Consider the following 25,588-nt stretch of genomic DNA (forward strand, 5'->3'; position numbering starts at 1 on the left):
ATCCCTTTTCAGGGATGGTTTTTTAATATGCAATACCTACGCGGCTATTTTCATATACTTGTTCTTTGATTAAAGACCACGCAAAACGCGCCGTATCTCCTACCGTAATTTTCGATCCATCCAGTGGTAACATATTTATCTCTGTCCGGTATGTCCCTGTTTCTTCACCATCAACTAAATGTGTAGGACAAACAACTGTCCAGCATAGTCCACTATTTTTTAATGCTACATAAGCTGATAAATGATCCTCAGCAGCTATTGTACTTCTTCTTTTTGATTCATCCGATTGAAACCGATATATCTTCGGATTTGTTCGTGCTTGTAAAATGCCAGCAGTTCCTATTGTAATAATCCTTATTATCTTATCTTCTTTCATATGTTTTATAATACTAGGCATACTGTCCGATAAGGTTCCATTCCCATCAGTTCCAAGAGCACTTAAAACGATATCAGCCCCCTTTAACGCTTTCTTCACATCATTTTCCTGTAATACATCCCCTTCTACTATATGTAGATTGTTATGTTTTACTACAAGCTTATTTTGATTACGAACTAATACTGTGACATCATGTGAATCTTTTAATGCTAGTTTCATTAATTGTGACCCAACTCTTCCAGTTGCTCCAAATATGCATATTTTCATCTCTCTGCTCCTTATTCTCTATTTCTCTCTATTTTTTCTCAAAAATGAAAAATATACAACTAAAAAAGCTTCCTCATCACTTGAGGAAGCTCCACTATACAATACTATGCTATTATTTTTTTCCTTTGAATCTGAAGAATTGCTATCTTTACTCGTTTCCTGATCTTTCTTTTCATCTTGCTGTGTTGTTTCTTCATCTTTTTTCTTTTCATCACCATTATTATTACAACCTACCAGAAATAAAGAGCTCGCAAGTGCCATTACAGTTAAAGATTTAACCCATTTATTCATTTGCTCATCCCCCTTTTGATAGAATATGTACAATCTCATATTACTTCTCTTTTTTGAAGGAAATATGAGAAAAGAGTAAAGATACGGTAAATGTTTGTAAATTTTCTGATAACACAAACCTTATTTTTTTAATTTCGTAGTGTTTTAACATATAATAAAAGTACTATAAAACAGAAAGGTTGATACATATGGAACTTGGATTAGCTGGAAAAACTGCTCTCGTTGTCGCTTCTAGTCAAGGGTTAGGAAAAGCAATTGCTACGGAGCTCATAAAAGAAGGAACAAACGTTATGCTGCTGAGTCGTAATGAAGAAAAGTTAGCATCTTTACAAACAGAATTAATTACTCTTAATAAAGGTACTGCCATGTATACAGTTTGTGATGTTACAAATAAAGAAAGCATAAAACAGGCGGTAGAACATACTGTACAAACCTTTGGTACAATTGATATTTTAGTAAACAATGCTGGCGGTCCTAAGCCTGGTACATTTGAACAATTAACAGACGACGATTGGTACAATTCATTTGAACTCAATTTATTAAGTTACGTTCGTATGATTCGTGAAGTACTTCCATATATGAAACAGCAAGGCGGCAAAATTATTAACATTGCTTCGTCTTCTATTAAAGAGCCTATCCCTGGACTACTATTATCAAATACATTCCGCGTGGGAATTACAGGTTTAGCAAAAACGTTAGCATCTGAACTTGCTCCATATAATATCTTAATTAATACGATTGCTCCAGGGCGTATTGCTACAGATCGTGTTGCTTCTTTAGATAAAACAGCTGCCGAAAAACGTGGAATTACGGCAGAAGAGATTCAAAAACAATATGAAGCGATTATACCTCTTGGAAGATACGGCCACCCTAGTGAATTTGCAGCATTTGCTACCTTCCTTGTATCCGATGCAAATACATACATGACCGGACAATCTTTCCTTGTTGACGGTGGAATGGTAAAAAGCTTATAATTTTTAGCATCATCCCGTAACAATCATACTTTAAAAACAATAAAAATACGACATTCTTTATGCGAATGTCGTATTTTTTAACTTATCCTCACAATTTTGTTCAAAATAAGCGATCCATTCTTTACATTCAAATCCCTAATACTAAATTGTGCCTATTCAATATCAAACAACGCACCAATAATCAGAAATACTTTTGTAAGAGGCTTATTACGTATCTTGATCTTACTCCTTTACTTTCACTAAATCGTTCCTTTATACTTCAGATAAAATATAAATCATTAAGACACATTATGTAGATTGAAACTGTAAATTCTAACTACAAACCCTTTTTATCCCCTCTATCGATTTTCATTGTTTTTCACTATATCAAATCTGGCCTCAGCCTATTAATTAATTTAGAAAGAAGGAATGAACTTTGAAAAATAACATAGTTGACGTTTTAGATGCGGATCTTAAGAAACAAATTGAAAATGAAATTAAAGGTATGACATTCACTAAAAATTTCCGATCTCCTACCGCAGAAGAATGGTATATATTTTTACCTAATTTTAAAGACCCTCTAACAGGAGGGGCACCAGGAAAAACAATCATCCATTATAATCTTTATGATACACAACATATTTTTATTAATACTACCATTATTTTTGATGATCCATCTTTACATAAAAAAGAGCTACATCGCCTCGTTTATGCAATTTCAGATGAAATTGTGAATCGCCTTGTTGGATATGCCAATACTCTTCTATCTGTCCATTCAGGTGAAAATTCATATAACGCAGAATATAAACAATAATATAATCTAGACGAACTTAAGACATCAACTTGACAGGATCCTATCAAGTTGATGTCTACTTCGCTTTAGATGCCTCACATCTTGTTATCGAACAAATTCTCTATACAAATCAAGTACTAAACATAATCCAGATTTAAATTAGCACTTCACCATACCTTAAGCTACTGTTTACATTTTCTCTTTCATAAAACACAAATCACTCTATAGACAGTCACCTAATTCCTCCTTATTTAATACTTTAAAATACTAATATAAGTAGGATTACTATCTCTATCTTTGTTAACTCGCTTTATATTCTTTTACATAGCTTTCTAGTTATGAGGTGAACCTGATTCATACTTGTCCACATATTGATTCGCAAGTTTTTTAATTACCTTCGTAACATCATGTTCTTTGATTTCATGCCTAGCTACCATTTCACTACCTACAACAATTTCAACTATAAATATCTCTTCATATTTTATTCGCCTTACCCCTTATTTTTTGATTACTGAAAAAAACGACTTTCTTCATATATTGCATCAAATGTACTATTTACTATTATTTTTTTGAATTTTACATTTAATTACAAATCCAGATTTACAATCAAATAAAAAAAGAGAAGATCCTCTTCTCTTTCATTACAATTTATAATTCGTATTTTATTATATACTTTCTTTAAGCATGTTTTTCATCCTCAAATATACTCTCTATCTTATATTCTTTTTTCACAACATATTGCCATACGCTATATGCATAACGATTCATTTTAACGAAGCAACTTTCCAGAAAAAATCGAAACTCTGGATTCGCAACTTCTACTGCAACTTGAGCGAACCGAAGTGCTAATCTTTTTAAATTTGAAATATAGGCAATAGCAATTTCGGTATCACTTTTACCAGTGTTTCTCATAGATATATTATTTTGGATAAGGGGAGATTTTAGTTGTTCACAAATAATATGCTGTACATTTTCACCCTCTTGAAAATTCACCTGTTCATTGTAAGCTTGTAAAATATACGGTAAATGTTGTTTTAATATATCTCCTAACTCTTCATCTCTCACCTTATTCATACACTCACCGATCATATAAATTACTTCATAACTACACTTCATTAATTCTTCCATACATCTCATACTATAGCTCCCCCTTTCTTCTAAATATATGCCTATAAATAGAAAGCCAGAACATTTGCCGCCTTTGCTAAAAACCAATCCCAACTACTAATTTTGTCAAAATCTTTGTCTGTTAATCGTTTAGAATCATGAAAATCCTTTTGTAATTTCCCCCATACTTCCGCAACAACTGCTTTATCATAGATAAAACAGTCTGACTCTGTATTTATATAAAAACTACGCATATCAAAATTTGCTGTCCCTACATCAGCACTTATATCATCAATGATTGTCACCTTCCCATGAAAAAAGCCCTCTCGATATTGATAAATTTCCGCTCCAGCATCTAGCATCTTTTTTAAATGTGGATAAGCAGCTTGTTTTAATAACAGTGCATCACTTTTAAAAGGGACAAGAATCTTTACAGCAACTCCACGCTGTAATGCCTCTTGCAAAACACTTATCATTTCTTTTCCTGGTACAAAGTATGGCGTTGCAATGACAATTGACTTTTTAGCCTGCTTCAATAGTGCACTATACTCTTTCCAAAATCCTTTTCCATCAGAAAATATATACTGATATTTTGCACTTCCTTGTATAGAAGCCCCTTTATATAAAGAAAGCTTTTCACCAGTATCCGCATGCCAATCTTCTGCAAATTTCCGCTCCATATCAACTGCTCCATCTCCTTCAATACGCAGTTGATAATCACGCCATCTCCCGAATTTAGGATCCTTTCCGAGATACTCCTCTCCAATGTTAAACCCACCAATATAAGAAACTTTCCCATCAATCACTGCAATCCGGCGATGATTACGTTGATGCAGTGAATAAAAAAGATTCTTTAATTTAGGTTTTTTACTAAAAGTAAACTTAACACCCTTTTCTTTTAAGCGTTGAATCACCTTTTTCTTAATTTTATAGCCACCAATTCGGTCCACCGATAATTTCACATCTACACCACTTGCTGCTTTACTCTCTAATAGGTGTAAAAAATTGCGACTCACTTCATCCTTACCTACAATATAAAAATGAACATAGACATACTTTTGGGCACGATTTATATCTTCAAACAAGTTTCGATTCAAATCTTCCCCGTTTGTATACAATTGAAAATTACCATGTCGAATTTCTGCTTTTTCAAGTCCATTAGTCATTTTCTTCCCCATTTCTAGATCGATGTTCATCCATATGAATACCCCTATGATACATAACAAGATAGCTATATATTTTTTCATGGATAAAACCCTTTCTTCAAAAGCCGTTATTTCTATATCTTTCCTTTTTCTTACGTTAACATACAAGAAAAATCCACAATTTCGTGATATATGTCCATGTCAAACAAAAGTGAATTTGCATATTGTATGTTGTATCTTACAATAAAAGGAGGAAATAAAATGGGCTTCGCACATGGAAATGGATTTGCGTTACTTGTTGTACTATTTATCCTCTTAATTATCGTCGGTGCTGCTTGCTTTTGCTAATTAGCTCCTCTAAGGCGATATGTAGATGAAAAAACTATAAGAGCGGACACCTAAATTTAGGTGTCCGCTTTTCATTACATGTCAATTATAAAGTTAATAACGTTGCAATAAAAAAAGAACCGATTATAATCAATCGGCTCCCCTAAACACATATTGTTCTTTCGGCTGTTCCACTTTATTCCACTTTGTTACTTCTAAAACCGGAATATTTGCGTGGAATGGTTGATAAAATTCAGTTGAAATTTCACCTTCTACTTCAATCCAATCATCATTTTTCCATTCTACTTCCTCTGGTTTTTTCACCAGCATACCATATACACCTGAATCGGCTACGCAATGAATAATGCCAAAGCGGAATAAGAAATATTGCTCTTTCTTTGCAGAAACATCTCTGAAGACAAATCCTTTAAAAGTAAGTTTCTTTCCTGTAAATTCTCCAGGATAATTATAGATTGTTTCCATTCCTTTTAAGAAGTTCTCATCATTTAAAGCAACTTTATCTTTATTTACAAATTGCTTTTTCCCTTTCTCCATTACATCTCTGTATCCTTCTTTCGCATAATAAATACTCGTATCCGGTCTTAGAAATTGTCTTCTCATAAATGGATCTTGACTATCCGGCTGTGAAACTGGAAAATGAAACCCTTTTGCTTTCACAATATCCGAATCTAATGTCGCGATTGGAAAGAATAACCCTGTAATAATAGGAAAACAAAATAAGGTATAAGAAAAAGTACGTTTCCACCATGTATTTTCATCTTTTGAATGATCATGTCCACAGTGATTATGGTCACAGCCACAAGCATGCTCTTCTGCTTTCTCCCCGTGTTCTTTTTGGAACACAATAATAATTTGAACAATCGTTAAAAACCCTAAAATGATTGCAGCAGTTGTTGATAAATACGAATACTTCATATTAATATATTTCGTTATATTTCCAGAAATATGAAGTTGCGCTATTAAAATTGTAAAACCGAGTAAAATATATGCTCGAAACATAACCTACCACCCCATCGCATAAATGAGTAGTGAGCTTGCATAAACAACGAGTGTGACGGTAACAGTCACAACAATTACAAATCGCGTTTTAAATGTCGCAAGCATCATAAACATATTTTTAATATCCACCATCGGTCCATATACGAGGAACGCGACAAGTGACGCTGTTGAAAACGTACTTTGGAACGAGGAAGCAATAAAAGCATCCGCTTCTGAACATAGAGATAAAATATATGCAAGTCCCATCATAACCGCTGTTGAAGAAAATGGACCTTGTCCAATTGCGAGCAGTGTTGAAGTTTGTACAAAGGTTTGAACTGCAGCAGCAATTAAAGCTCCCATAACTAAGTATTTTCCCATTGAGAAAAACTCTTCAACCGCATGTGTACAAACATCCCACATTTTTTTACGCAGCGGACGCTTATGATCCACTTCTGGGAAATGTTCATCACGTAGTTGATGATCTTTAAACATAAACGATAATATAAGTCCAACAATAATCGCTACAATGATAGCAACAATGGAACGATACCATACCATATGCATACTACTTCCAAATGCAACATACGTTGCAAATAATACAACCGGGTTAATAATTGGCCCTGTTAACATAAATGCAATTCCAGCATATGGCGGGACACCTTTCCCAATTAAACGCCTTACAATCGGAACGATTCCACATTCACAACCTGGAAACATCATGCCAAGAAAAGTAGCCAATAATACAGACAGAAATCGATTTTTTGGCATCCATTTTGCCACCATATCTTCTGTCACAAACATTTGAATGAATCCTGAAATAAATACACCAATTAGCACAAATGGTAGTGCTTCAATTAAAATTGAGATAAAGATCGTATTCATTTGCAGGAATGCTTTCGGTAACTGAAACAATTCCATGATGTATTTCCTCCATCTTTTCATTAACAATATGTAATTTTAACCTCAATTCATTATTTGAACAAGTCCTATACAAATTTAATAATAAAAATACAGCGCCTGCCCTTTATACATATTTCTTATGTAAAAAAACTTTATTATAGCAAAAAAGCTGCTCTAGCGCAGTTTCACAACTATGCTAGAGCAGCTTTCTTGAACGTTAAAAATAACGTTTTTTCCAAAAAATAAACGCTAAAGTGCAAGATAATGTTGCACATATAATCATTACAATTATAAAACCATGCGGATTATTACCAAGTGGGATTTCTACGTTCATTCCGAAAAAACTCGAAACCATCGTCGGTAGTGACAAGATAATGGTAATGGAAGTTAAGAGCTTCATGACACTGTTTAAGTTATTTGAAATAACTGAGCTAAACGTATTCATCATACCACTTAAAATATTACTATATATTTCAGCCATCTCAATGGCCTGTTTATTTTCAATTAGTACATCTTCTAATAAATCTTGATCATCTTCATACATTTTAATAAACGTATTATTACGCATTAACTTTTGAATAACAATTTTGTTTGCTTTTAAAGATGTTGTAAAATATACTAAACTCTTTTCAAGTCCTAATAATGTAAAGATTTCTTTATTTTTCATCGACTTATTTAACTCGTGCTCTAAGTCGATTGTTTTTCGGTTAATTTGTTTTAAATATCGTAAATAATAAGTAGAAATCGTATATAAGAGCTGAAGTGCAAAACGAGTCTTTTTAAAAGTATAAAATTCTTTAATACGTTGATTAATAAATCGCTCAAAAATCGGATTTTCTTCTAAACAGATTGTAACGAAACATTCCGGCATTACAATCATACCAATTGGGATTGTATCGTATATTGAATTTCCTTCTTCATCGTGCCTTACTGTGGGAATATCAACGATAATTAATGCATTATCGTCCTCTTTTTCAATCCTTGATCGTTCTTCATCATCCAAAGGGTCTTTAATAAAATCCAATTCTACATTCAATGTTTGCACGAGAAATTGAATTTCTTCTTCTGTTGGATGGAGTACATTAATCCAACAACCTTTTTGAATTTCCTCTATTTCTTGTAGTTTTCCGTTTCGGTCTGTTAAATAAATATTTAACATACTATCACCCCGATTCTTTTTACATGTGGGAATCTACCTCACTTAAACAACAGTTTTTGAACCGCTATTTTCAGCATATGAAACAAACGTTCAAATTTCAATAGAAAATTATTTTGAAAACGCTTTTCTTCACAATTTCTTTCAAAATAGAAAAAGACAGAGATTGCTCTGCCTTTTCGAAAGCTCATGTTGCCTTTATAACATATTTAGAAAGCATCCACAAGTTAAACGTCACTGAAACAGTGTAGCCTGCATATGTTGAGATAATAAAACTGGTATAGTCAAAATGCGGCAATAATACAATATTTAGTACGACCTTTACTATAATTCCTAAGATTAAACCTAGAACTGTTTTTTGTTGCTGATTAACCCCTTGCAACATCGCAGCAGTAACTGTAAATAACGAAAACAATATACATGCTGGTGCATAGTACTGTAAGACCACACTTCCTACACTTGGATCATTTCCTATTCCAAATAAAAGAGTGTAGATAGGTTTTGCTAATATCATCATTCCAATTGCTGCCGGAATGGTAATCCCTACAACAAGTAAATTTGTTTTCGTAAAATGTTTATACAATAATTGTTCATTTCCAGCTATATAAGCTTTCGTCATCTCAGGAACAAGAGACATACTAAAAGCTGTTGCAACAGATACAGGAATCAGTACAACCATTTGGACAAGCCCAATAATCGCATTTATTTTTTCTGCTTCACTTTGTACATACCCTATCTCTATTAACAGTTTATTGATTGTAAACGTATCAATTGTTTGATACAACGGAATCGCTAGTCCAACAGCAACAAATGGGATTGAATACGTAAATAGCTCTTTATATAAAGCAAAAAAAGACTTCGTTGTTTGCGGAATACTTGCAACCTCTTTTTGTTTTAAGTATTTCCGCCTTTTCATATAAAACCCAATCAAAACAGTCAATCCCGCTGCCGCTCCCATAAATGCTCCAAAAGTTGAAACTCCAACAGCTAACGAAACAGATGCTTTCAAAACATGCAACACAACAAAGCTTCCTATTAAAATTGTTAACACACGAAAAAACTGTTCCACAACTACACTAGATGCTGACGGTCCCATAGATTGAAACCCTTGAAAAAAACCACGTAATAAGCTCATCACTGGTACAATCAATAAGGCAAAACTAACAATTTGAATATTGTACGTAACAGCAGTCATACTATTACCAGTTTGATCACTTCCATCAATCACTAGCTTTGCAAGATATGGAGCTAACATATAAAGAACTAGAAATGAAACAGTTCCCATAAAAATCATGAAAAACATTCCACTTTTCAACACCCGTTTTACCGTATGATAATCATTTAGCTCATCATATTTTGAAACCATTTTAGAAACAGCAAGTGGCAATCCCATCGTTGCAATACTTAACATAATTGTATACGGCCGATATGCGTACGTATATAATACATATCCGCTCGTACCAACCATTGCCGTAAACGGAATAACATATATAAATCCGAGCATTTTAGATATCATCGTTGCCATCGTTAAAAATAATGTTCCACGTAAAAACGGTGATCCTTTCATTTCATTCCTCCGCTACGCTTTATTATTACACATTATGGACAACTTCTTTATTTTAGAACTAAAACACATGAAAAAAAGCCAATGAAATCATTGACTTTAACGAACAGTTTTTCTCTTTTTCAAAACTTTCAAACCGAAATAAAGTGCTATAAAGAGGACTGCTCCAATAATTATGTAATGCGTATAATCAGCTGCATATTCTTTAATATGACGCCAGTTTCCACCTAGTTTTTCTCCTAAATAAATAAAGAGAATTGACCATGGGATAATCGCAACTACCGTATATACTGTGAAAAGTTTTAATGGCATTTTCGCTAATCCGGCTGGTATTGAAATGGCATGTCGTACAATTGGGATAAAGCGAGCAGAGAAGATTACTCCCGCGCCATAACGTTTAAACCAACTTTCAGCTACATCTAAGTGATGCTTGTTAATCAATAAATATTTACCATACTTTTCAACTACTGGACGTCCTCCGTAATACCCTAACCAGTATAAAAAGATTTGTGCTAAAGTACCACCAATTGTACCGGCGATTACTGCACCAATGAAACTTATTTTACCTTGCGCGACTAAAAAGCCAGCATAAGAAAGGACAATCTCACTTGGAATAACTTCAATCATTAAACCTAAGGCAACACCAAAGTATCCTAAACTTGCAAAAAATTGCAACAACTGCTCTATTAAATTCGCTAACATTTGCTTTCCTATCTCCTTTTCTGTTCACATACCCTCCTATTATCTCACAAAGATTTATGTATGCCAATATATTCCTCATTCTCTACCAAAATATGTACACTTCTTTACAAATATACCAGGCACAAGTAGAGGAAAAAAGAGATTTATACACGGTGAAAGATACTAAATATTACCTGTACACCTTTTTCTTAATCAAGTATGGCATTTTTATTTCTATCTTTCATACAAGCAAACATTTCTTTAATTTGCCACTCTGTATTTCTAGCGGTTGATAACTCTGGGATTTCGTTTTCACCAAAAAAGTTTATTTCCTCTGTTTCAATACCTGTTTGTTTTTCTCCTCCAACGATTTCACAACCAATGAATATTTTATATACATGTGTTGCTGCTGGCGATGGAAAATGCTTTTCTTTGTCAAATACTGCTAATAATCGAAAATGGTCAACTTTATAGCCCGTTTCTTCCCAAACCTCTTTTGCTGCCACTTCTGTTGGCGTATAACCAACATCCGCCCATCCACCTGGAAGAGCCCATTTTCCATCACTTGTTTCTTTCACAAATAATAATTTATCATCCTTATATACGACAGCCCGAATATCTACTTTCGGTGTTTGATAACCTGTTTCATTAGCAAATAATTTTTCTACCACTTCCCAATCAGTCTTCGTATAATGAGACATCATCGTAACTGAAAGATCACGTAATTGCCCGAAACGTTCAATATCATACACATCTTTTGAATACGTTAAACCCGCCTGAGCAATGGCTTGTATTTGTTTTACCCAATCGATCCATTTCGCTTCCATATTCTCACCATCCTATAAATAATATAATATTTGCATTTATTTACCTCACCTACACAAATAGTATCCTATTCACGAAAAATTTAAAAGAAATCAAATAATTTTATAAAAGTCTAGTGTTTTTTATGAAATATATTAATCTATTTTGATTTCCCGACATACAGGTTGCTGCTACGAAGAAGAAAAGGCAACTTGTAACTTGCACTCATGTTCTCTCCCTATTTTGACTTGACATGGGACGGAAGAGGATACGATTGTTTCTATGCATAACCGGATGCTCTTCGCCTAAAAAGAAAGAGTTTAATATCGATTTTTTAATTTGAATTTCTATAAAACAAGAAAGAGATTGACAATATATCAACCTCTTTCTTGTTTTATCTTGCTATATATATCCATTTTAATTTTCCGACATATAAGCCACGGTTATGAAAAGAAAAGAAGGTCTTCACTCGTTTTCTCCTTCTGTTTTCACATGACATGGGCGACTACCCATGAGCGGATCCTCTCTCCTACATAAAAGGAAGGGGTTTATGTAGGTCTTTCAATCCACATTTATATATTTGCGAGCAGTAAGCCCCCCACTGATTAAACTTTCACTTTATGACAACTCATCTAAATGTTCATGTATATATTCACGCCGCTTGTTTATATATTGAAAAATAAACTCTGCTTCTTGATCAAAAATATCTATTTTATCTTTCATATAGGGATCTTGTATAAGATATGGACGAATCGCTTCACACATCCCATCTACTTTCGGCTTTATAAAAGAAATTGTGAATTTTTCTTCCAAAATTTCTTCAAGAATATTGCGGTATTGTTTTCGAAATACCGGTATATCAAGAATTCTGGCACTCAACGTATTATATCCTTGGATTCGAATGTATTCATGGTTAAGTGGCCTTCCCTCTACATCACGTCCCCATGTAGCGTCATAGTCCCATGGGATTATTTCAAATAAACTCGTTTCATCATTATGATACAATGCATAGTTATGAACAAAACCATCAAAGTTTTGAGTCAAAATAACACCTGCTAACCACCGCAAATACTTTTCAACATCAAGATAATTTACAATTCCTTTTTCATATTTTTCTCGTGATAGCACATTGGCCTGATAAACAAATTCACTAAGTTGCTCTTCACTATGTTCATTTGCACATTTAAACTCGTAACCTGCAGATAGATTTGTTTTAACATCCTTTTCACGCTCACTTATTAATGAAAAATTCGCATCATCATCAATTGCATAATAAATTGATCCACTCGGTAATTTACGACTTTTCAAGAAGTTTTCATCAACAGATTCTAATTGTAAATATACGCCTTGAATTTGACCATTCATTTTGATAAAAACATGCTGAGATTTTGGCGAGAGCACACCAATATCACTAAAGAAGTCAAGTGATAATTTATTTCTTATAAGTGACGGATCCTTGAACTCTGAATTCAAATGAAACTCTTTTACCCCTTGAAATTGTTTCGGTTTATAGAACATAACTTGATATGATTTTTTATCAAATTCTCGAATATGCGCTCCACGGTATACAATGTCAATATCATACTTTCTTTTTCCGTACGTTAACTTAGCAGGCACTGGATTATCAGACCAAATGTCCTTTTTTAGTTCAACAAGATACATTGGATGAATAAAAAAGTCATAAGAAGGCAACATGTTCTCCCATCCCTTCTTTTTCTTTTTCTCTTTCTCTTCATTCAATGTATGCTCATAATTTTGTCCATACATCCGCTATATATCTATTTTCTATGAAAATTAAACTCTTGTCACATACAGGATGATAAACACTTTCATATCATGATTAATGTAAAAGGCCACAAAAGGCCACTTTTTCATTTTAATTAGTGATAGGGAGGATTTCTATGAAACGTGATATTCGAAAAGCCGTTGAAGAAATCAAAAGTGCAGGGATGGAGGAGTTTTTACATCAGGATCCAAGTACTTTTGATTGTGACGATGATTGTCATTCAAAAGAAGATTGCGGATGTCCAAGAACAAAATGTACTCATATAAAAAAATGGACATTTGTTACAAAAGTTACACGTGTAAAAAAATGTACATTTGTTACAAAAATTACACGTGTGAAAAAATGTAAACTCATTACGAAATGTGTTCGTTTTGAAAAGAAATTTTTCTGGACTAAACGATCATTCTGTAAAAAAACTGTATTTTATCGTGATCATGATTGTGATCATCGTAAACATTCATCTTGTGATGACGACTGTCATACAAGATGCCATGAATGCGATGACAGTAAACATTCATCCCGCAAAAGAAAAAAATTCGATCACTTCTGGTATAAAAAGCGTAATTGCTAATCCTTTATGCCTTCCTGTTAAAAATAAATGTAAAAAGACCGCTCTCGCGGTCTTTTTATACTTGCTGGAAATGACTGATATCGGCAAACTGTTTCACACTAGACTTTTTCTCTTCAAATTCAATAATACTTAGGCTTGCACTATGCATAAATGGATCATCCCACACTTTTTCAACAGAAAGACCAGCGAAGTGCCCTACCAGCAATTTTGCCGCTGCTGCATGTGATACAATTAAAATATTTTGCTCTTTATGTTTTTCTAAAAGAAAGTTTACTCCTTCTATCACTCGATTATACACATCATAAAAATTCTCACCGGATGTCGAACAAAAACGATGTGGTTCATTCCAAAATGTATGTACTTCCTCCGGATACTGCGCTTCCAAATCCGCTAACATTTGTCCTTCCCAGCTCCCCATATTAATCTCGTAAAAATGTTCATCAGCTATAATCGGGATACTTCGCTCACCCTTGATTAACTCTGCGGTATGCATGGTTCTTCCACTTGGACTGCTATATATCGCATGAAGTGGTATATCTTTTATACGTTCCCCTAACTGTTTTGCTTGTAGCATTCCTTTCTCAGTTAAATTCGAGTTCTTTCTTCCTTGCATACGCTTTGCTATATTCCATTCTGTCTCTCCATGACGTGTTACATATAAAGTCGTTTTCATTCGTTTCCTTCCTCCTCATTAAATTGGTCGTAATCCCCATGGCTCTATTGTCCCTACAATACACTCATCTTCTTTACTCTGAATTCCTGCTATAACCCCTTCAGCAATTTCTTCATGAGTCAACCATCTTGAATATTCACCTTGTAAAATAAATCCTAATATAACTCTATGATAATTACATAAAGGACTCTCTATTTTTCGGCGTTCCAATCGAGAAGCACTACTCCCTAATATATGAAACAGACTATATGATTTAGAATGTAATTCAATTTCTTCACAAATTACTTTCAGCGCCTTTTTAGCAGTTGAATGTATCCAAGCTACTACTAATGTGATAGGACCATTTTGTTTAATAGTATCTTTAATAGATTGTTTTAAAGTGTTACTGTCATGGTAATCAAGAGAAATACATGTAACATTGTCTGGGGCATTACATGTATCTTTCACACCTTCTAACCTATCTCTATCTCGTCCCATAACAGAAATGTAAAAACCTTGATTACAAAGCCAAACGGACACTTTTTTTAGCATCCCTGTCCCTCCAACAACAAGCGCATGCATATTCTTCCCTGCCCCCTTTATTTCAACAATAAAATTTCATATGTGGTTTTGCTTCCTTATAATACTTTAAGCGGTCCTGCAATGTACCTGAATGGAATTCAAATTTATGTCCATCTGGATCAATAAAATAAATAGACTGACAATCTCTTACATCACGTTCTCTGCCTTCTAAAATATGAATTTCATTTTCTTTTAATCGCTGTAGTAGCTTATCAAAGTCCGCTTGTTCAACAGAAAACGCAAGATGTGTATATGATTGATGAATTTCGCTTCTCGGAATATCTACTTCTTCATTGAGCGCGATCCAAACTCCACATACATCAAAATATGCAAGTTTTTTTCCTTTTACTAATAACTTCCCCTCTAATACTGTTTCATAAAATTGAATAGACTCTTCTAAATCTGAAACTGAAAAACAAAGATGATTAAGGCCATTTATCAACATAAATCCTCCTTACAAAATAAGAGATGAGCGAATATTCGCTCACCTCTTATTGTACTATTTTTTTGTAACATATGCCCATTTATAACTAAAATCTCCACCGAATGTATGGTTTGCAATTCCTTTTACATATGGTTTTTCCAAATATGCGGTACTTTGCTGATAAGTAGGTGAAATTGCAACATCTTCTCCAATTAAGATTTTTTCTGCTTCAGCCAGTGCTTTCCAGCGTGCAGCATCGTCTTTTAACAACTCACCTTTTGACTTAGCAACTAAGTCATCATATTTTGGATTTGAGTACGCCATTTCATTAAATGAACTTCCTGTCACAAACATGTCAATATACGTCATTGGATCTGGATAATCCGGACTCCATGCCGATAAAGAAAACTCATACTGTAATTTTTTCTCTAAATCTAATTTTTGTTTATATGGTTGTTGTTTTAAATTCACTTTAATTCCAGGTAAATTTTTCTCAAGCTCTTCTTTAATAAAGTCGCCAACTTTTTTCCGACTACCATCATCATCGTTTAGTAATTCAACTGTAATTGTATCTTGTCCCAATTCTTTTTTCGCTTCTTCCCATAACTTTTTCGCTTTTTCTACATTATCTTTGCTGTCACGGAAATTTTTATTAACTGTACGGAAATCCTTCCCATCTGGACCCGTTGTAAATTTTTCTGGTACTAAGAAATATGCTGGTAATGAACCATTATTTAAAATGACATTCGCAATCCCTTTTTTGTCATAAGCTAAATCAATTGCTTCTCTCACCTTTTGGTTTTTAAAAGTTGGATTTTGCTGATTAAAGCGTAAGAAATACATACGTGGGTCTAATTTCGTTTTAAACTCATCTGCTTTGCTCTTTTTATATTTATCTACAAACTCAGAAGTTAAAATGACACGATCTGCTTGATCACTATCATACAGGTTCACACCTGTGCTCGTTTCCTTGACAATACTAACGTTAATCTCTTCTAGTTTTACAGTGTCTTTATCCCAATAGTTTGGATTTTTCTTTAATTGATAACTTTGTTCATGTTTCCACTCACTTAACGTAAATGGTCCATTATATAAAATTTTATCAGCTTCTAATGCATAATTTGCCCCATGCTCTTTAACGAACTTCTCATTTAAAGGGAAAAATGTTGGGAAAGATGTAAGTTCAAGAAAGTACGGTGCTGGTTGCTCTAGTTCAACTACTAATGTTTTATCGTCTTTTGCTTTAACACCTAATTGATCTAATGGTAATTCTCCTTTATTTACTTTTTGTGCGTTTTTCACATCAAATAAAATAAATGCATATTCAGCCGCTGTTGCTTTATCAAGCGCACGTTGCCAGCCATATACAAAATCTTGTGCACGAACGGGTTCACCATTCGACCATTTTGCATCTCGTAATTCAAACGTGTATGTTTTCTTATCCTCACTAATTTTCACATCTTTTGCCATACCTGGAGTTGGTTTATTGTCTTTATCTAACCGATATAAACCCTCCATTGCATTAACAAATACTCGGAATGATACGGAATCTGTTGATTTTGACGTATCCATCGAAGGAATTTCTGCTGCTTCTAGTAAATTTAGCACTTGTTTGTCGGCCATTCCCTTGTTCGTTTCTTTCTTCGTTGTCGATGCTTTCTCCCCATCCCCGCAACCTGCAACGAACATACTTGTTGATAATGCAAGTGCCGCAAGCGTTGAAACTTTTTTCTTCATTCTTCCTTCCCCCAATCTGTATGTATACAATAAAGCATGTATGATAGTATTATACAAAAAATTCTGATTATTTCAAATGTTTTTCTAGTATAAAACAAAAAAGAAATGAATGTAAAAGCTACTCCATCTGCTTTTACATTCATTTCTTATAACATTTCTTTTTTTTCATCTTTGTGTAGTCCATCATCCAACTCAAACAGATTTTGCGTACGAAACACATCTTCCAGCATTTTTAAGAATTCATTTTCATCTTGTGGCTCACCGTTAACTGTAAGAGAATATGGTTCAATTTCATGTAACCTGTAATCGACAACAAATTGAATAACAATTTTCTGTCTTGTCATTCCACCATTGTATCCATGAAATTCTACTAATTCTAGTCCATCCTCCCCACGATAATACACCCAGTTGGGTTGCTGAAAGTACTGTTCAAACGATTCCCCAATAGAAAAGAAAGGATACTCATAAAGAGAACTTGTTCGTACTTTTTGAATAACATCTTGATCTGTCGGAAAGAAAAAGTGACTCATAAATATACTTGCAGCTGTCAAAATTGTAACAATAGCCGCTCCCATCTTACTTGTTCCACCACTATCACGAATAAGATAATCTTCAACATCTTCATTCTTTATTCCTCTTGCTTTTATCCGATATATTTTCCGCTCAGCAAATCGATAATATAACCCATTAGCAAAAATTCCGATTCCTATCATCATTAAAATGAGTAATAAAAAAGTAAGCGGAACCATATTAATAATTGGAAGTGCCACATTGAATCCCATATAATATGAGAATGCATCACAAGCTACTAATAAGATTACAAATAAACAAGCAGGTAAGTAATACTTTCGATATCCAAGCCATCCAACATTAAAAATAGCAGCCCATCCATTCCAGCTCCATCCTGCTATTCGTTTCTTTTCTTTGTCCCATTTTCTTTTATAATACGGATAGTGTGCTCCCACATATTGTTCCATATCTTTTTCAATTGGTGAGATTTCCTCTTTTGTTCTATTATGTAAAACTTGCTGACAATCTTCACAATTGAACTGACCGTCAGGACAAGGATTCCCACAATTTATACAACGCAAAATAATCCCTCTTTCCGTGATTTATCCCCTACTTATATTTCTGTTGTTCAACCTACTTAAAGACTTAGTTAATTGAAGAAAGAGCCTTTCATACGATGATACATTCCCATAAATAATAGATGAAACCATTCATTTTAAAGCAAAAAGTTTCATCATTATTTCAAAATCCCCTCATGTTTTAATAACCATTCTTTTCGCCATAGGCCACCTGCATAGCCAACTAACTTTCCACTTTTTCCAATTACTCGATGACACGGAACGATAATAGAAATCGGATTGCGACTATTCGCTCCTCCAATCGCTCGCACTGCCTTTGTGTTACCAACCTTTTTCGCAATATCTAGATAAGAAGCACTCACTCCATATGGAATCGTATAAAGTGCATCCCAAACACTCTTTTGAAATTGTGTTCCAATCGCTGACAATGGTACTGTAAATTCCGTTCGCTTTTGATGAAAATATTCATCTAATTCAGTAAGACACTGTTCTACAATTTGATTTTTAGTCTCTTCTTTTCGTTCCTCTACAAAAATAACAGACGTAATTCCTTCATCATTTGCAGTGATTTCAAGCAAACCTATTTCGCTATCATAATACGCTCGGTACATGCCCCTATCCTCCAATTTAATTCATTTCAATCATTGTAACATATATGTACAAAATTTCGAGAATAAGCGTTTCATTATGGAAACAAAAATGATAATGCTACAATAGAGGAAACTGCAAAAGGGGGAATAACTATGGACTATCATCTTTTTTCACCTTATACGATTAAAAATATTACATTAAAAAATCGTATTGTTATGTCACCGATGTGTATGTACTCTTCAGAAAACGAGGATGGAAAGGTTACAAATTTCCATCATATTCATTATGCATCTCGAGCAGCTGGTCAAGTAGGCCTTGTTATGCTTGAAGCTACAGCCGTTTTACCTGAGGGACGTATTTCTAATAAAGATTTAGGTATATGGAATCTTAATCATATTCCAGAGTTACAAAAAACGGTGTCACTCATCCATGAAAATGGCGCAAAATCAGCTATTCAGTTAGCACATGCTGGACGAAAAGCTGATTTACATACAGATGCTGTAGCACCCTCAGCTATTGCGTTTAATGATACAATGAAAATTCCAGTAGAAATGAATAAACAGCTAATCCAAAAGACAATTTCCGCTTTTCAAGATGCTGCATACCGTTCCAAACAAGCCGGGTTCGATATTATTGAACTCCACGCGGCTCATGGCTATCTCATTAATGAATTTCTTTCTCCATTATCAAACAAACGAACTGATGAATATGGTGGATCTCCTGAAAACCGTTACCGTTTCTTAAGAGAAATCATTGATGCTGTAAATGAAGTTTGGAATGGCCCTTTATTCGTCCGTATTTCTGCAAATGACTATCATCCTGAAGGATTAACAGTACATGACTATGTTCAGTTTGCAAAATGGATGAAAGAACAAGGCGTAGATGTAATTGATTGTAGCTCTGGTGCAGTTGTCCCTGCTCACATCGACGTTTACCCTAGCTATCAAGTAAAATATGCAAGTCATATAAAAGAACAAGTGGACATCGCGACAGGTGCAGTAGGACTCATTACAAGTGGTATACAAGCAGAAGAAATTTTAGCAAATAATGAGGCAGACTTAATCTTTATTGGTCGCGAGTTACTTCGTAATCCATATTTTCCAAGAACAGCAGCCAATGAACTTGGATTTGAATTACAAGAGCCACGCCAATATCAACGTGCTCATGGTAAAATAGCCCCAACTCGCCGCTAATACGACATAAAAACGAGAAGGGATTCCCCTTCTCGTTCTCATTATTTCATCATTGTAATCTTTGTGGAATTATAAATATGAACACCAGATTCTTCACGTAATGCTGCTAAATACATCCCTTTTGCAACCTGCTCAGCTGTAATTGGCTTATACTTTTTTAAAGTACCATTAAATACAAATGGTACGACGCCAAATATCTTCTCAGCCATTCTTTCTCCAAAACGAAATTCTTCTCGATCTCCAAGTAGTAGTGATGGTCTAAATATATGAATCCCACCAATCACCAACTTTTGAAGTTCTTCCTCCATCTTTCCTTTTACTTGTGAATAAAAGAAAAGTGATTTTGGATTGGCCCCCATAGAAGAAATAACAAGAAAATTTTGCACACCTTGCTTTTCTGCTAAACAAGCTGCTCGTAATGTATATTCATAGTCTACTTTTTTAAAATTCGCTTTCGTTTTTGCTTTCTTAATTGTTGTCCCAAGACAGCTAAAGACATCATCAACAGCAAAAAATTCTTTATACTCTTCTAATATAGAAAAATCGACTTGTTTCTGCTGCAACTTTTCATGTTCCCATCGCAGTGGTTTTCTGACAAAAATCATAACCGAGTCATAGTAATCTGAATCAAGTAATAGCTGCGTCACTTCTTGTCCAACTAAACCACTTGCTCCCAGTACTAAGGCTGTTCGTTTGTTCATCTACTTTTATACCTCTTTATCTACTTTTATCCCGTCTGAACGGGTAGCATAACTCCCACTTGTGAGAGTTTTCCTTTATCTTATTTTATCATAAGCAAAGCACTCTGCATGATGCAAGTGCTTTGCTTACTCTTTTTCGTTTTCTTTCTCTTGTGGTAGTTTCGTTATATTTGTAGAATCGCCGAGATTACCTATTAATGTTTTTAAAAAAATCAAAACACATGTCAATGGCAAGACTATTGCTAGCACTAATAAAATTGCTTCCATCAAGTAATCCAATCTCTCATCTCCTTTTTATACCCTCTACCCCAATATATGAAAGTAGTATTGTCACATATGCAATAAACAGAAAAATAATACTGTTCTTTTTGACAAATTTATAACAAAATCAAATCGGAATGATTATTATTTATTGCAACTTTCGCAGAGATGTATTATACTAAGTTCGCAACTTAAAACGGAATTATTACGTTTTGTAACAAAAAGATGTTTTTTCTCTTACTTTTGGAGAAAATAAAATTGGAAAAGAAAGAAAAGAGGAGAATGACATGAAGAAAAAGTTAATAGTGTTTTCTTTTATACTTATTTTCACATTAATTTTTGCTGGATGTTCCAACCAAAAAGACGGAGTGGCCAAAAAAGACGGAAAACTTTCTGTGTATACAACCATTTTTCCACTTGCTGATTTCACTAAAAAAATCGGTGGCGACTATGTAAATGTTGAAACAATTTATCCACCTGGCGCTGACTCTCATACATATGAGCCAACGCAAAAACAAACGGTTCAAGTTGCGAAAGCAGACCTTTTCGTATATAACGGTGCAGAATTAGAACCGTTTGCAGAAAAAATGGAAAAAACATTAACAAAAGAGAATGTAAAAGTTGTTAATGCATCTAAAGGCTTTGATCTTATCGCTTCATCAGAAGAAGAACATCATGAGCACGAAGAAGGTCATAAAGAGGAAGAACATCACCATCATGACAAAGATCCACACGTATGGCTAGACCCGACACTTGCGATGAAGCAAGCTGAAAAAATTAAAGATGCACTCATAGAATTGCAACCGGATCATAAAAAAGAGTTTGAAAAAAACTTCGCTGCCCTGCAAACAAAGTTCACTGATTTAGATGATCATTTTAAATCTGTTGTTTCAGATGCAAAAACGAAAGATATTCTAGTTTCTCACGCTGCATATGGATACTGGGAAAAACGCTATGGCTTAAAACAAATTCCAGTTGCTGGAATCTCAGCTTCCGATGAACCGTCACAAAAAGAACTTGCTAATATTACAAAAACAGCAAAAGAGCATGGTTTGAAGTATATTCTTTTTGAAACATTCTCTACTCCAAAAGTAGCAGAAGTAATTCAAAAAGAAACGGGAACGAAAATTTTACGCTTAAATCATCTTGCTACTATCTCTGAAGATGATGCAAAGCAAAATAAAGATTACTTCACATTAATGGAAGAAAACATGAATGCTTTAAAAGAAGCTACAAACTAAATATCTTTACCTTTCAGACAGTTGGAATTTTTTCAACTGTCTTTTTCATAGGCTACTGCTTGACTTAAACGGAATAACAAGTAAAATTATCCATATTAGCTTTAAAGATATAACATTTTATGAAAGCGAGTTGGAACTATGAATCTTCACATTTGTGAAGTAACAGCAAATAATTGGCGTTCAGTCGCTGCTTTAGACGTAGCAAAGGAGCAGCAACACTTTATCGAAAGTAATGCATTTTCTTTAGCAGAATCTCTATATGAAGGAAATGGAACGTCAGTAGGCTTGTATGATGCAGAGACACTTATTGGATACGCAATGTATGGTTGGCATTCAGCAAAAGATGATAGCGTATGGCTAGATCGTTTTATGATTGATCACCATTTTCAAGGAAATGGCTATGCGAAACAGTTTCTCCGCCTGCTAATTCAGTATTTACAACAAAAATTTCAATGTAAAAAGATTTATTTAAGCTTACATCCAGAAAACAAACTAGCAATGAAACTATATGAGTCTTTCGGCTTTCACTTAACTGGTGATATTGATGATGATGGGCCCGTTGTTGGTGTTGTGATGGAATTGCTTATAGATAAAAAACAAGCCTGCTAAATTAGCAGGCTTATTTTACACATTCTTTAAAATGTTCTTGGAACCATTCTTTATTAATGTCTTTCCCAATAAAGACCACTTCACTCACTCGCTTTTCTCCCTCTTTCCACTCTCTATCATAAGAAGCAGCAAATAATGTATGAACACCTTGGAAAACAATGCGGCGATCTACTCCATCAATCAAAAGAATTCCTTTATATCGATATAAATACTCTCCTAACTCTTGAACAACAGCTGACATCCATTCGTTTAACTTTTGCAAATCAAGTGGACGCTCTTCACGTAATACAAATGATTTCACACCTTCTAAATGATGGTGCTCTTTATGCGGATAAATTTCTAATGTATCACGCGTTTTAAACGTTTGAATTTCTAATAAAGCAGGGATATCTACTTCACAATTTGTCGTCGGAATTAATTTTGCCGTCGGATTAATCCCTTGTAACTCAGTAAGAAGTTCTTCCTTTTTCGCTTCTTCAATTAAATCTACTTTATTTACTAAAATCATATCAGCAAAGGCAATCTGCTCTTTTGCTTCTAATCCTTTTTCAAAATGTTTATGTATATGATAACTATCTACCACAGTCACAACGCCATTAATTTTGTATGCTGATTGAATAACCGGATCTAAAAAGAACGTTTGGATAATCGGTCCTGGATTCGCAAGACCTGTCGTTTCAATCACTAGGCCATCAAAATCCATTTTCCCCTCTGCTTTTACATCCAATAATTGTTTTAAAGCAACAAGTAGGTCTTCACGCACTGTACAGCATAAACAACCATTTGTCATTTCCATAATTTCTTCTTCTACATTCATAATCAGTTGGTTATCGATACCAATTTGACCTATTTCATTTACAATGACCGCTAGTTTCTTACCATGTTCTTCCGACAAGATACGATTTAATAATGTTGTTTTCCCAGATCCAAGAAAACCAGTTAAAATTGTTACTGGAATCATTTCGTACATCTGCTACTAAAAACATAGACAAACATAATCATCTACGTTAGATCATTCTTGCTTCTATGTGCCTCGCTTCGCCACTTACTCGCTACCACAATTTGATATAGCACTCCACAAGCGTAAATTCGGATGTAGCCCACCCTACATATATACGTTATCGAGATGTGATGATCGTATATTCTATTGCATATTTCAAATTTAGACTTGCGTTAAAGTCTCTATCCATTTCAACATCGCAGTTATCACATTTAAAAATTCTATCAGATAAACGTAGGTCAACTTTTTTATATCCACAACAAGAACATGTTTTCGAACTAGGATAAAAACGATGTACTATTCTTAATTCGATACCATATTCATTGCATCTATACGTCAACCATTCTCTAAAGCGATAGAATTTCTGTACAAATACTGCACGAGACAAATGACGATTTTTCATCATCCCTTTAACATGCAAATCTTCAATTGTTATATACTTCGGTTTGGCTTTCACTAAAGTATTTACAACATATCTAATATATTCCTCGCGGATGTTCGCAAGGTGATTATGAAGTTTTTGTATCACTAGGATTTGTCTATTGATATTCTTTTTAGTGGCAGAGTTTTCACCTCTCTTTTTTATATGTTCATATTTACGACTTAAAGATTTTTGTTGTCGTTTTAAAGATTTTTCTAATCTTTTTATTTTCTGTGTTGTATTGATATTTTTAAAAGTAATGTCATGACTACAAATTGCAAAATCTTTAATTCTAATATCTACACCTATACCATCTTGTGTGTTTATTTGCGTATTCTTTGTATCCACTTCACAAAGTACAGATACAAAGAATGTACCTGTTTTTTGAGAAACAATTCCACTACTTACCGTAGCATTCGTGGGGATGTAACCAAATTCTTTTAATCGTACCCATCCAATGGTAGGTATTTTAATGCGATGTCGTTCGACGATCCAATCTGTTTTGTTATTTTTCGGAAAATAACATTTCACATCTTGGTCTCGCTTCTTTTTGAAACGGGGAAATTTTGTTTTTCCTTTGAAAAAATTTTTAAATGCTTTTTCTCCATTCATAATAGCTTGTTTCGTTGCTTTAGAAGATACTTCTTTGATCCACATTTTATCTCTATGATTCGGAATATATTCGTTATTCAACCACTTAGAAAATTCCATTCCACTGATGAATTTCTTTTTCGTATATTTCTTTATTATGGGCGATATAGAAGCTGTAAATATATCGACTTACTCCAATCGTTTGAATAACTTTGTCTTTTTGAATATCAGTGAGTTTGATTTCTGTTTTGTATGCTTTTTTCAACATCCTCATCCTCTTTGATTTTCTTTTTATATTTTCTTAAACCGTAAATTCTACAACTAAAAATATGAAGAATAGAAATCATATCTTGAACAAGTTCTTCTTGCGGAGAAAGGCTTTCATTTCCCTTGATTATCTCAACGTTGTAAAGTCAACACAAAGACATTTAATGATTCAGAGAATACTTTCGGTTTATAATGTTTTCCCACATAATCAGCTCCTTGTGATTATGTTATATCGCTTATGACTACGTTTGCATACATTTTAATTAACTAAAAGACATCTTCTTATAACTATATCTTCGTACATTATACCATATAGATACGATGAAATTTTAATTTTTAAGGTAGTAATCCTCATCCACCTTCCTAGTTTCTCTCTTACCCTTTAGGCGTAGGTTTACTGCCCATTCATACAATAAGATCATTTTTTACACCAAAGACATATCCATTGTAAGTACAGTCTAATAACTATATAATAGTACCGAACAAGAAAGCCTTTTCAAAAACATT

The 25,588-nt window shown here is 34.0% G+C and carries 26 protein-coding genes and 2 pseudogenes; 7 read left to right on the forward strand and 21 right to left on the reverse strand.

The genetic code is table 11. The features are described from left to right. Positions 1 to 22: 22 nt before the first annotated feature. Together KFD70_RS14980 and KFD70_RS14985 are read right to left on the reverse strand one after the other, a co-directional pair. Complete coding sequence (locus KFD70_RS14980; RefSeq protein ID WP_336453697.1) at positions 23 to 643, reverse strand: NAD(P)-dependent oxidoreductase; 621 nt, start codon at positions 641 to 643, stop codon at positions 23 to 25. 18 nt (positions 644 to 661) lie between these two features. Then, positions 662 to 934, reverse strand: coding sequence for a hypothetical protein (locus tag KFD70_RS14985; RefSeq protein ID WP_336453721.1), 273 nt, complete (start codon positions 932 to 934; stop codon positions 662 to 664). A 188-nt stretch (positions 935 to 1,122) separates the two neighbouring features. Between KFD70_RS14985 and KFD70_RS14990 the strand changes: the two genes are divergently transcribed. Both KFD70_RS14990 and KFD70_RS14995 read left to right on the forward strand, forming a co-directional pair. Then, complete coding sequence (locus KFD70_RS14990) at positions 1,123 to 1,908, forward strand: SDR family oxidoreductase (protein ID WP_336453698.1); 786 nt, start codon at positions 1,123 to 1,125, stop codon at positions 1,906 to 1,908. A 415-nt stretch (positions 1,909 to 2,323) separates the two neighbouring features. Further along, the gene (locus KFD70_RS14995; protein ID WP_336453699.1) at positions 2,324 to 2,701 is read left to right on the forward strand and encodes a hypothetical protein; all 378 of its coding nucleotides are present in this window, start codon (positions 2,324 to 2,326) and stop codon (positions 2,699 to 2,701) included. A gap of 657 nt (positions 2,702 to 3,358) precedes the next feature. Here KFD70_RS14995 and KFD70_RS15000 read toward each other — a convergent pair. Together KFD70_RS15000 and cls are read right to left on the reverse strand one after the other, a co-directional pair. Then, complete coding sequence (locus tag KFD70_RS15000) at positions 3,359 to 3,817, reverse strand: spore coat protein (protein WP_336453700.1); 459 nt, start codon at positions 3,815 to 3,817, stop codon at positions 3,359 to 3,361. A gap of 32 nt (positions 3,818 to 3,849) precedes the next feature. Further along, on the reverse strand, positions 3,850 to 5,034 hold the full coding sequence (gene cls / locus KFD70_RS15005) for a cardiolipin synthase (RefSeq protein WP_336453701.1): 1,185 nt from the start codon (positions 5,032 to 5,034) through the stop codon (positions 3,850 to 3,852). A gap of 159 nt (positions 5,035 to 5,193) precedes the next feature. Between cls and KFD70_RS15010 the strand changes: the two genes are divergently transcribed. After that, positions 5,194 to 5,280, forward strand: a complete 87-nt coding sequence (locus KFD70_RS15010) for a YjcZ family sporulation protein (RefSeq protein ID WP_000505094.1) — start codon at positions 5,194 to 5,196, stop codon at positions 5,278 to 5,280. 129 nt (positions 5,281 to 5,409) lie between these two features. Here KFD70_RS15010 and KFD70_RS15015 read toward each other — a convergent pair whose 3' ends face one another. The 7 genes from KFD70_RS15015 to KFD70_RS15045 all read right to left on the reverse strand — a co-directional run bounded on the left by KFD70_RS15015 (position 5,410) and on the right by KFD70_RS15045 (position 13,061). Then, on the reverse strand, positions 5,410 to 6,279 hold the full coding sequence (locus KFD70_RS15015) for a TIGR03943 family putative permease subunit (RefSeq protein WP_336453702.1): 870 nt from the start codon (positions 6,277 to 6,279) through the stop codon (positions 5,410 to 5,412). Positions 6,280 to 6,282: 3 nt separating this feature from the next. Continuing rightward, entirely contained in the window at positions 6,283 to 7,179 is an 897-nt protein-coding gene (locus KFD70_RS15020) for a permease (RefSeq protein WP_336453703.1), read from the reverse strand. Between the two features lie 199 nt (positions 7,180 to 7,378). Continuing rightward, positions 7,379 to 8,320 (reverse strand): magnesium transporter CorA family protein, encoded by a 942-nt coding sequence (locus KFD70_RS15025; protein ID WP_336453704.1) that lies wholly within the window; start codon positions 8,318 to 8,320, stop codon positions 7,379 to 7,381. Positions 8,321 to 8,504: 184 nt separating this feature from the next. Then, a complete protein-coding gene (locus tag KFD70_RS15030; protein WP_336453705.1) occupies positions 8,505 to 9,884 on the reverse strand; it encodes a putative polysaccharide biosynthesis protein in 1,380 nt (459 codons plus the stop codon). Between the two features lie 96 nt (positions 9,885 to 9,980). Beyond that, a complete protein-coding gene (gene uptA, locus KFD70_RS15035) occupies positions 9,981 to 10,583 on the reverse strand; it encodes an undecaprenyl phosphate transporter UptA (protein WP_174102560.1) in 603 nt (200 codons plus the stop codon). 188 nt (positions 10,584 to 10,771) lie between these two features. Beyond that, a complete protein-coding gene (locus tag KFD70_RS15040; protein ID WP_174102559.1) occupies positions 10,772 to 11,389 on the reverse strand; it encodes an NUDIX hydrolase in 618 nt (205 codons plus the stop codon). A 595-nt stretch (positions 11,390 to 11,984) separates the two neighbouring features. Further along, the gene (locus tag KFD70_RS15045) at positions 11,985 to 13,061 is read right to left on the reverse strand and encodes a CotH kinase family protein (protein ID WP_336453719.1); all 1,077 of its coding nucleotides are present in this window, start codon (positions 13,059 to 13,061) and stop codon (positions 11,985 to 11,987) included. 206 nt (positions 13,062 to 13,267) lie between these two features. Between KFD70_RS15045 and KFD70_RS15050 the strand changes: the two genes are divergently transcribed. Then, a complete protein-coding gene (locus KFD70_RS15050; protein WP_336453706.1) occupies positions 13,268 to 13,723 on the forward strand; it encodes a CotG/ExsB N-terminal domain-containing protein in 456 nt (151 codons plus the stop codon). A gap of 55 nt (positions 13,724 to 13,778) precedes the next feature. Here KFD70_RS15050 and KFD70_RS15055 read toward each other — a convergent pair whose 3' ends face one another. The 6 genes from KFD70_RS15055 to KFD70_RS15080 all read right to left on the reverse strand — a co-directional run bounded on the left by KFD70_RS15055 (position 13,779) and on the right by KFD70_RS15080 (position 18,817). Next, the gene (locus KFD70_RS15055) at positions 13,779 to 14,396 is read right to left on the reverse strand and encodes a phosphoserine phosphatase 1 (protein ID WP_336453707.1); all 618 of its coding nucleotides are present in this window, start codon (positions 14,394 to 14,396) and stop codon (positions 13,779 to 13,781) included. Between the two features lie 18 nt (positions 14,397 to 14,414). Continuing rightward, complete coding sequence (locus KFD70_RS15060; RefSeq protein WP_336453708.1) at positions 14,415 to 14,957, reverse strand: short-chain dehydrogenase; 543 nt, start codon at positions 14,955 to 14,957, stop codon at positions 14,415 to 14,417. Between the two features lie 22 nt (positions 14,958 to 14,979). Then, positions 14,980 to 15,399 (reverse strand): FosB/FosD family fosfomycin resistance bacillithiol transferase, encoded by a 420-nt coding sequence (gene fosB, locus KFD70_RS15065; protein ID WP_336453709.1) that lies wholly within the window; start codon positions 15,397 to 15,399, stop codon positions 14,980 to 14,982. Positions 15,400 to 15,456: 57 nt separating this feature from the next. Then, positions 15,457 to 17,118: a peptide ABC transporter substrate-binding protein gene (locus KFD70_RS15070; protein WP_336453710.1), complete on the reverse strand. Its 1,662-nt coding sequence runs from the start codon at positions 17,116 to 17,118 to the stop codon at positions 15,457 to 15,459. Positions 17,119 to 17,264: 146 nt separating this feature from the next. After that, positions 17,265 to 18,209 (reverse strand): DUF2628 domain-containing protein, encoded by a 945-nt coding sequence (locus KFD70_RS15075; protein ID WP_336453711.1) that lies wholly within the window; start codon positions 18,207 to 18,209, stop codon positions 17,265 to 17,267. A gap of 155 nt (positions 18,210 to 18,364) precedes the next feature. Further along, positions 18,365 to 18,817, reverse strand: a complete 453-nt coding sequence (locus KFD70_RS15080) for a methylated-DNA--[protein]-cysteine S-methyltransferase (protein ID WP_336453712.1) — start codon at positions 18,815 to 18,817, stop codon at positions 18,365 to 18,367. A 132-nt stretch (positions 18,818 to 18,949) separates the two neighbouring features. Here KFD70_RS15080 and namA point away from each other — a divergent pair, with 132 nt between their 5' ends. After that, a complete protein-coding gene (namA, locus tag KFD70_RS15085) occupies positions 18,950 to 19,990 on the forward strand; it encodes an NADPH dehydrogenase NamA (protein WP_336453713.1) in 1,041 nt (346 codons plus the stop codon). 41 nt (positions 19,991 to 20,031) lie between these two features. Here the strand turns inward: namA and KFD70_RS15090 are convergent, their stop codons facing one another. Next, on the reverse strand, positions 20,032 to 20,691 hold the full coding sequence (locus KFD70_RS15090; protein ID WP_336453714.1) for an oxidoreductase: 660 nt from the start codon (positions 20,689 to 20,691) through the stop codon (positions 20,032 to 20,034). Between the two features lie 548 nt (positions 20,692 to 21,239). Between KFD70_RS15090 and KFD70_RS15095 the strand changes: the two genes are divergently transcribed. Next, a complete protein-coding gene (locus tag KFD70_RS15095; RefSeq protein ID WP_336453715.1) occupies positions 21,240 to 22,193 on the forward strand; it encodes a metal ABC transporter substrate-binding protein in 954 nt (317 codons plus the stop codon). 138 nt (positions 22,194 to 22,331) lie between these two features. Continuing rightward, the gene (locus KFD70_RS15100) at positions 22,332 to 22,802 is read left to right on the forward strand and encodes a GNAT family N-acetyltransferase (RefSeq protein WP_336453716.1); all 471 of its coding nucleotides are present in this window, start codon (positions 22,332 to 22,334) and stop codon (positions 22,800 to 22,802) included. A 10-nt stretch (positions 22,803 to 22,812) separates the two neighbouring features. Here the strand turns inward: KFD70_RS15100 and KFD70_RS15105 are convergent, their stop codons facing one another. From KFD70_RS15105 to KFD70_RS15115, 3 genes and pseudogenes are all read right to left on the reverse strand, one after another. Beyond that, a complete protein-coding gene (locus KFD70_RS15105) occupies positions 22,813 to 23,763 on the reverse strand; it encodes a CobW family GTP-binding protein (RefSeq protein ID WP_336453720.1) in 951 nt (316 codons plus the stop codon). Between the two features lie 157 nt (positions 23,764 to 23,920). After that, positions 23,921 to 25,079 (reverse strand): annotated as a pseudogene (locus KFD70_RS15110) (RNA-guided endonuclease InsQ/TnpB family protein). Then, positions 25,042 to 25,212: pseudogene (locus KFD70_RS15115) on the reverse strand (IS607 family transposase); the annotation flags it as partial. The pseudogenes KFD70_RS15115 and KFD70_RS15110, both read right to left, overlap by 38 nt. Positions 25,213 to 25,588 lie beyond the last annotated feature (376 nt).

Origin of the sequence: Bacillus pfraonensis, from assembly GCF_050768835.1 — a bacterium.
Lineage (GTDB): Bacteria > Bacillota > Bacilli > Bacillales > Bacillaceae_G > Bacillus_A > Bacillus_A pfraonensis.

Bases quoted from the DNA above. Each gene is read 5' to 3' on its own strand.
- KFD70_RS15040 (WP_174102559.1), bottom strand. From the start codon at position 11,389: ATGGAAGCGAAATGGATCGATTGGGTAAAACAAATACAAGCCATTGCT.
- KFD70_RS15055 (WP_336453707.1), bottom strand. From the start codon at position 14,396: ATGAAAACGACTTTATATGTAACACGTCATGGAGAGACAGAATGGAAT.
- KFD70_RS15100 (WP_336453716.1), top strand. From the start codon at position 22,332: ATGAATCTTCACATTTGTGAAGTAACAGCAAATAATTGGCGTTCAGTC.
- cls (WP_336453701.1), bottom strand. From the start codon at position 5,034: ATGAAAAAATATATAGCTATCTTGTTATGTATCATAGGGGTATTCATA.
- KFD70_RS15080 (WP_336453712.1), bottom strand. From the start codon at position 18,817: ATGTACCGAGCGTATTATGATAGCGAAATAGGTTTGCTTGAAATCACT.
- KFD70_RS15105 (WP_336453720.1), bottom strand. From the start codon at position 23,763: ATGATTCCAGTAACAATTTTAACTGGTTTTCTTGGATCTGGGAAAACA.
- KFD70_RS15050 (WP_336453706.1), top strand. From the start codon at position 13,268: ATGAAACGTGATATTCGAAAAGCCGTTGAAGAAATCAAAAGTGCAGGG.
- KFD70_RS15030 (WP_336453705.1), bottom strand. From the start codon at position 9,884: ATGAAAGGATCACCGTTTTTACGTGGAACATTATTTTTAACGATGGCA.
- KFD70_RS14985 (WP_336453721.1), bottom strand. From the start codon at position 934: ATGAATAAATGGGTTAAATCTTTAACTGTAATGGCACTTGCGAGCTCT.
- KFD70_RS15060 (WP_336453708.1), bottom strand. From the start codon at position 14,957: ATGCATGCGCTTGTTGTTGGAGGGACAGGGATGCTAAAAAAAGTGTCC.
- KFD70_RS15070 (WP_336453710.1), bottom strand. From the start codon at position 17,118: ATGAAGAAAAAAGTTTCAACGCTTGCGGCACTTGCATTATCAACAAGT.
- KFD70_RS15025 (WP_336453704.1), bottom strand. From the start codon at position 8,320: ATGTTAAATATTTATTTAACAGACCGAAACGGAAAACTACAAGAAATA.
- KFD70_RS15010 (WP_000505094.1), top strand. From the start codon at position 5,194: ATGGGCTTCGCACATGGAAATGGATTTGCGTTACTTGTTGTACTATTT.
- KFD70_RS14990 (WP_336453698.1), top strand. From the start codon at position 1,123: ATGGAACTTGGATTAGCTGGAAAAACTGCTCTCGTTGTCGCTTCTAGT.
- KFD70_RS15020 (WP_336453703.1), bottom strand. From the start codon at position 7,179: ATGGAATTGTTTCAGTTACCGAAAGCATTCCTGCAAATGAATACGATC.
- namA (WP_336453713.1), top strand. From the start codon at position 18,950: ATGGACTATCATCTTTTTTCACCTTATACGATTAAAAATATTACATTA.
- KFD70_RS15045 (WP_336453719.1), bottom strand. From the start codon at position 13,061: ATGTTGCCTTCTTATGACTTTTTTATTCATCCAATGTATCTTGTTGAA.
- KFD70_RS14980 (WP_336453697.1), bottom strand. From the start codon at position 643: ATGAAAATATGCATATTTGGAGCAACTGGAAGAGTTGGGTCACAATTA.
- KFD70_RS15015 (WP_336453702.1), bottom strand. From the start codon at position 6,279: ATGTTTCGAGCATATATTTTACTCGGTTTTACAATTTTAATAGCGCAA.
- KFD70_RS15095 (WP_336453715.1), top strand. From the start codon at position 21,240: ATGAAGAAAAAGTTAATAGTGTTTTCTTTTATACTTATTTTCACATTA.
- KFD70_RS15090 (WP_336453714.1), bottom strand. From the start codon at position 20,691: ATGAACAAACGAACAGCCTTAGTACTGGGAGCAAGTGGTTTAGTTGGA.
- uptA (WP_174102560.1), bottom strand. From the start codon at position 10,583: ATGTTAGCGAATTTAATAGAGCAGTTGTTGCAATTTTTTGCAAGTTTA.
- KFD70_RS15000 (WP_336453700.1), bottom strand. From the start codon at position 3,817: ATGAGATGTATGGAAGAATTAATGAAGTGTAGTTATGAAGTAATTTAT.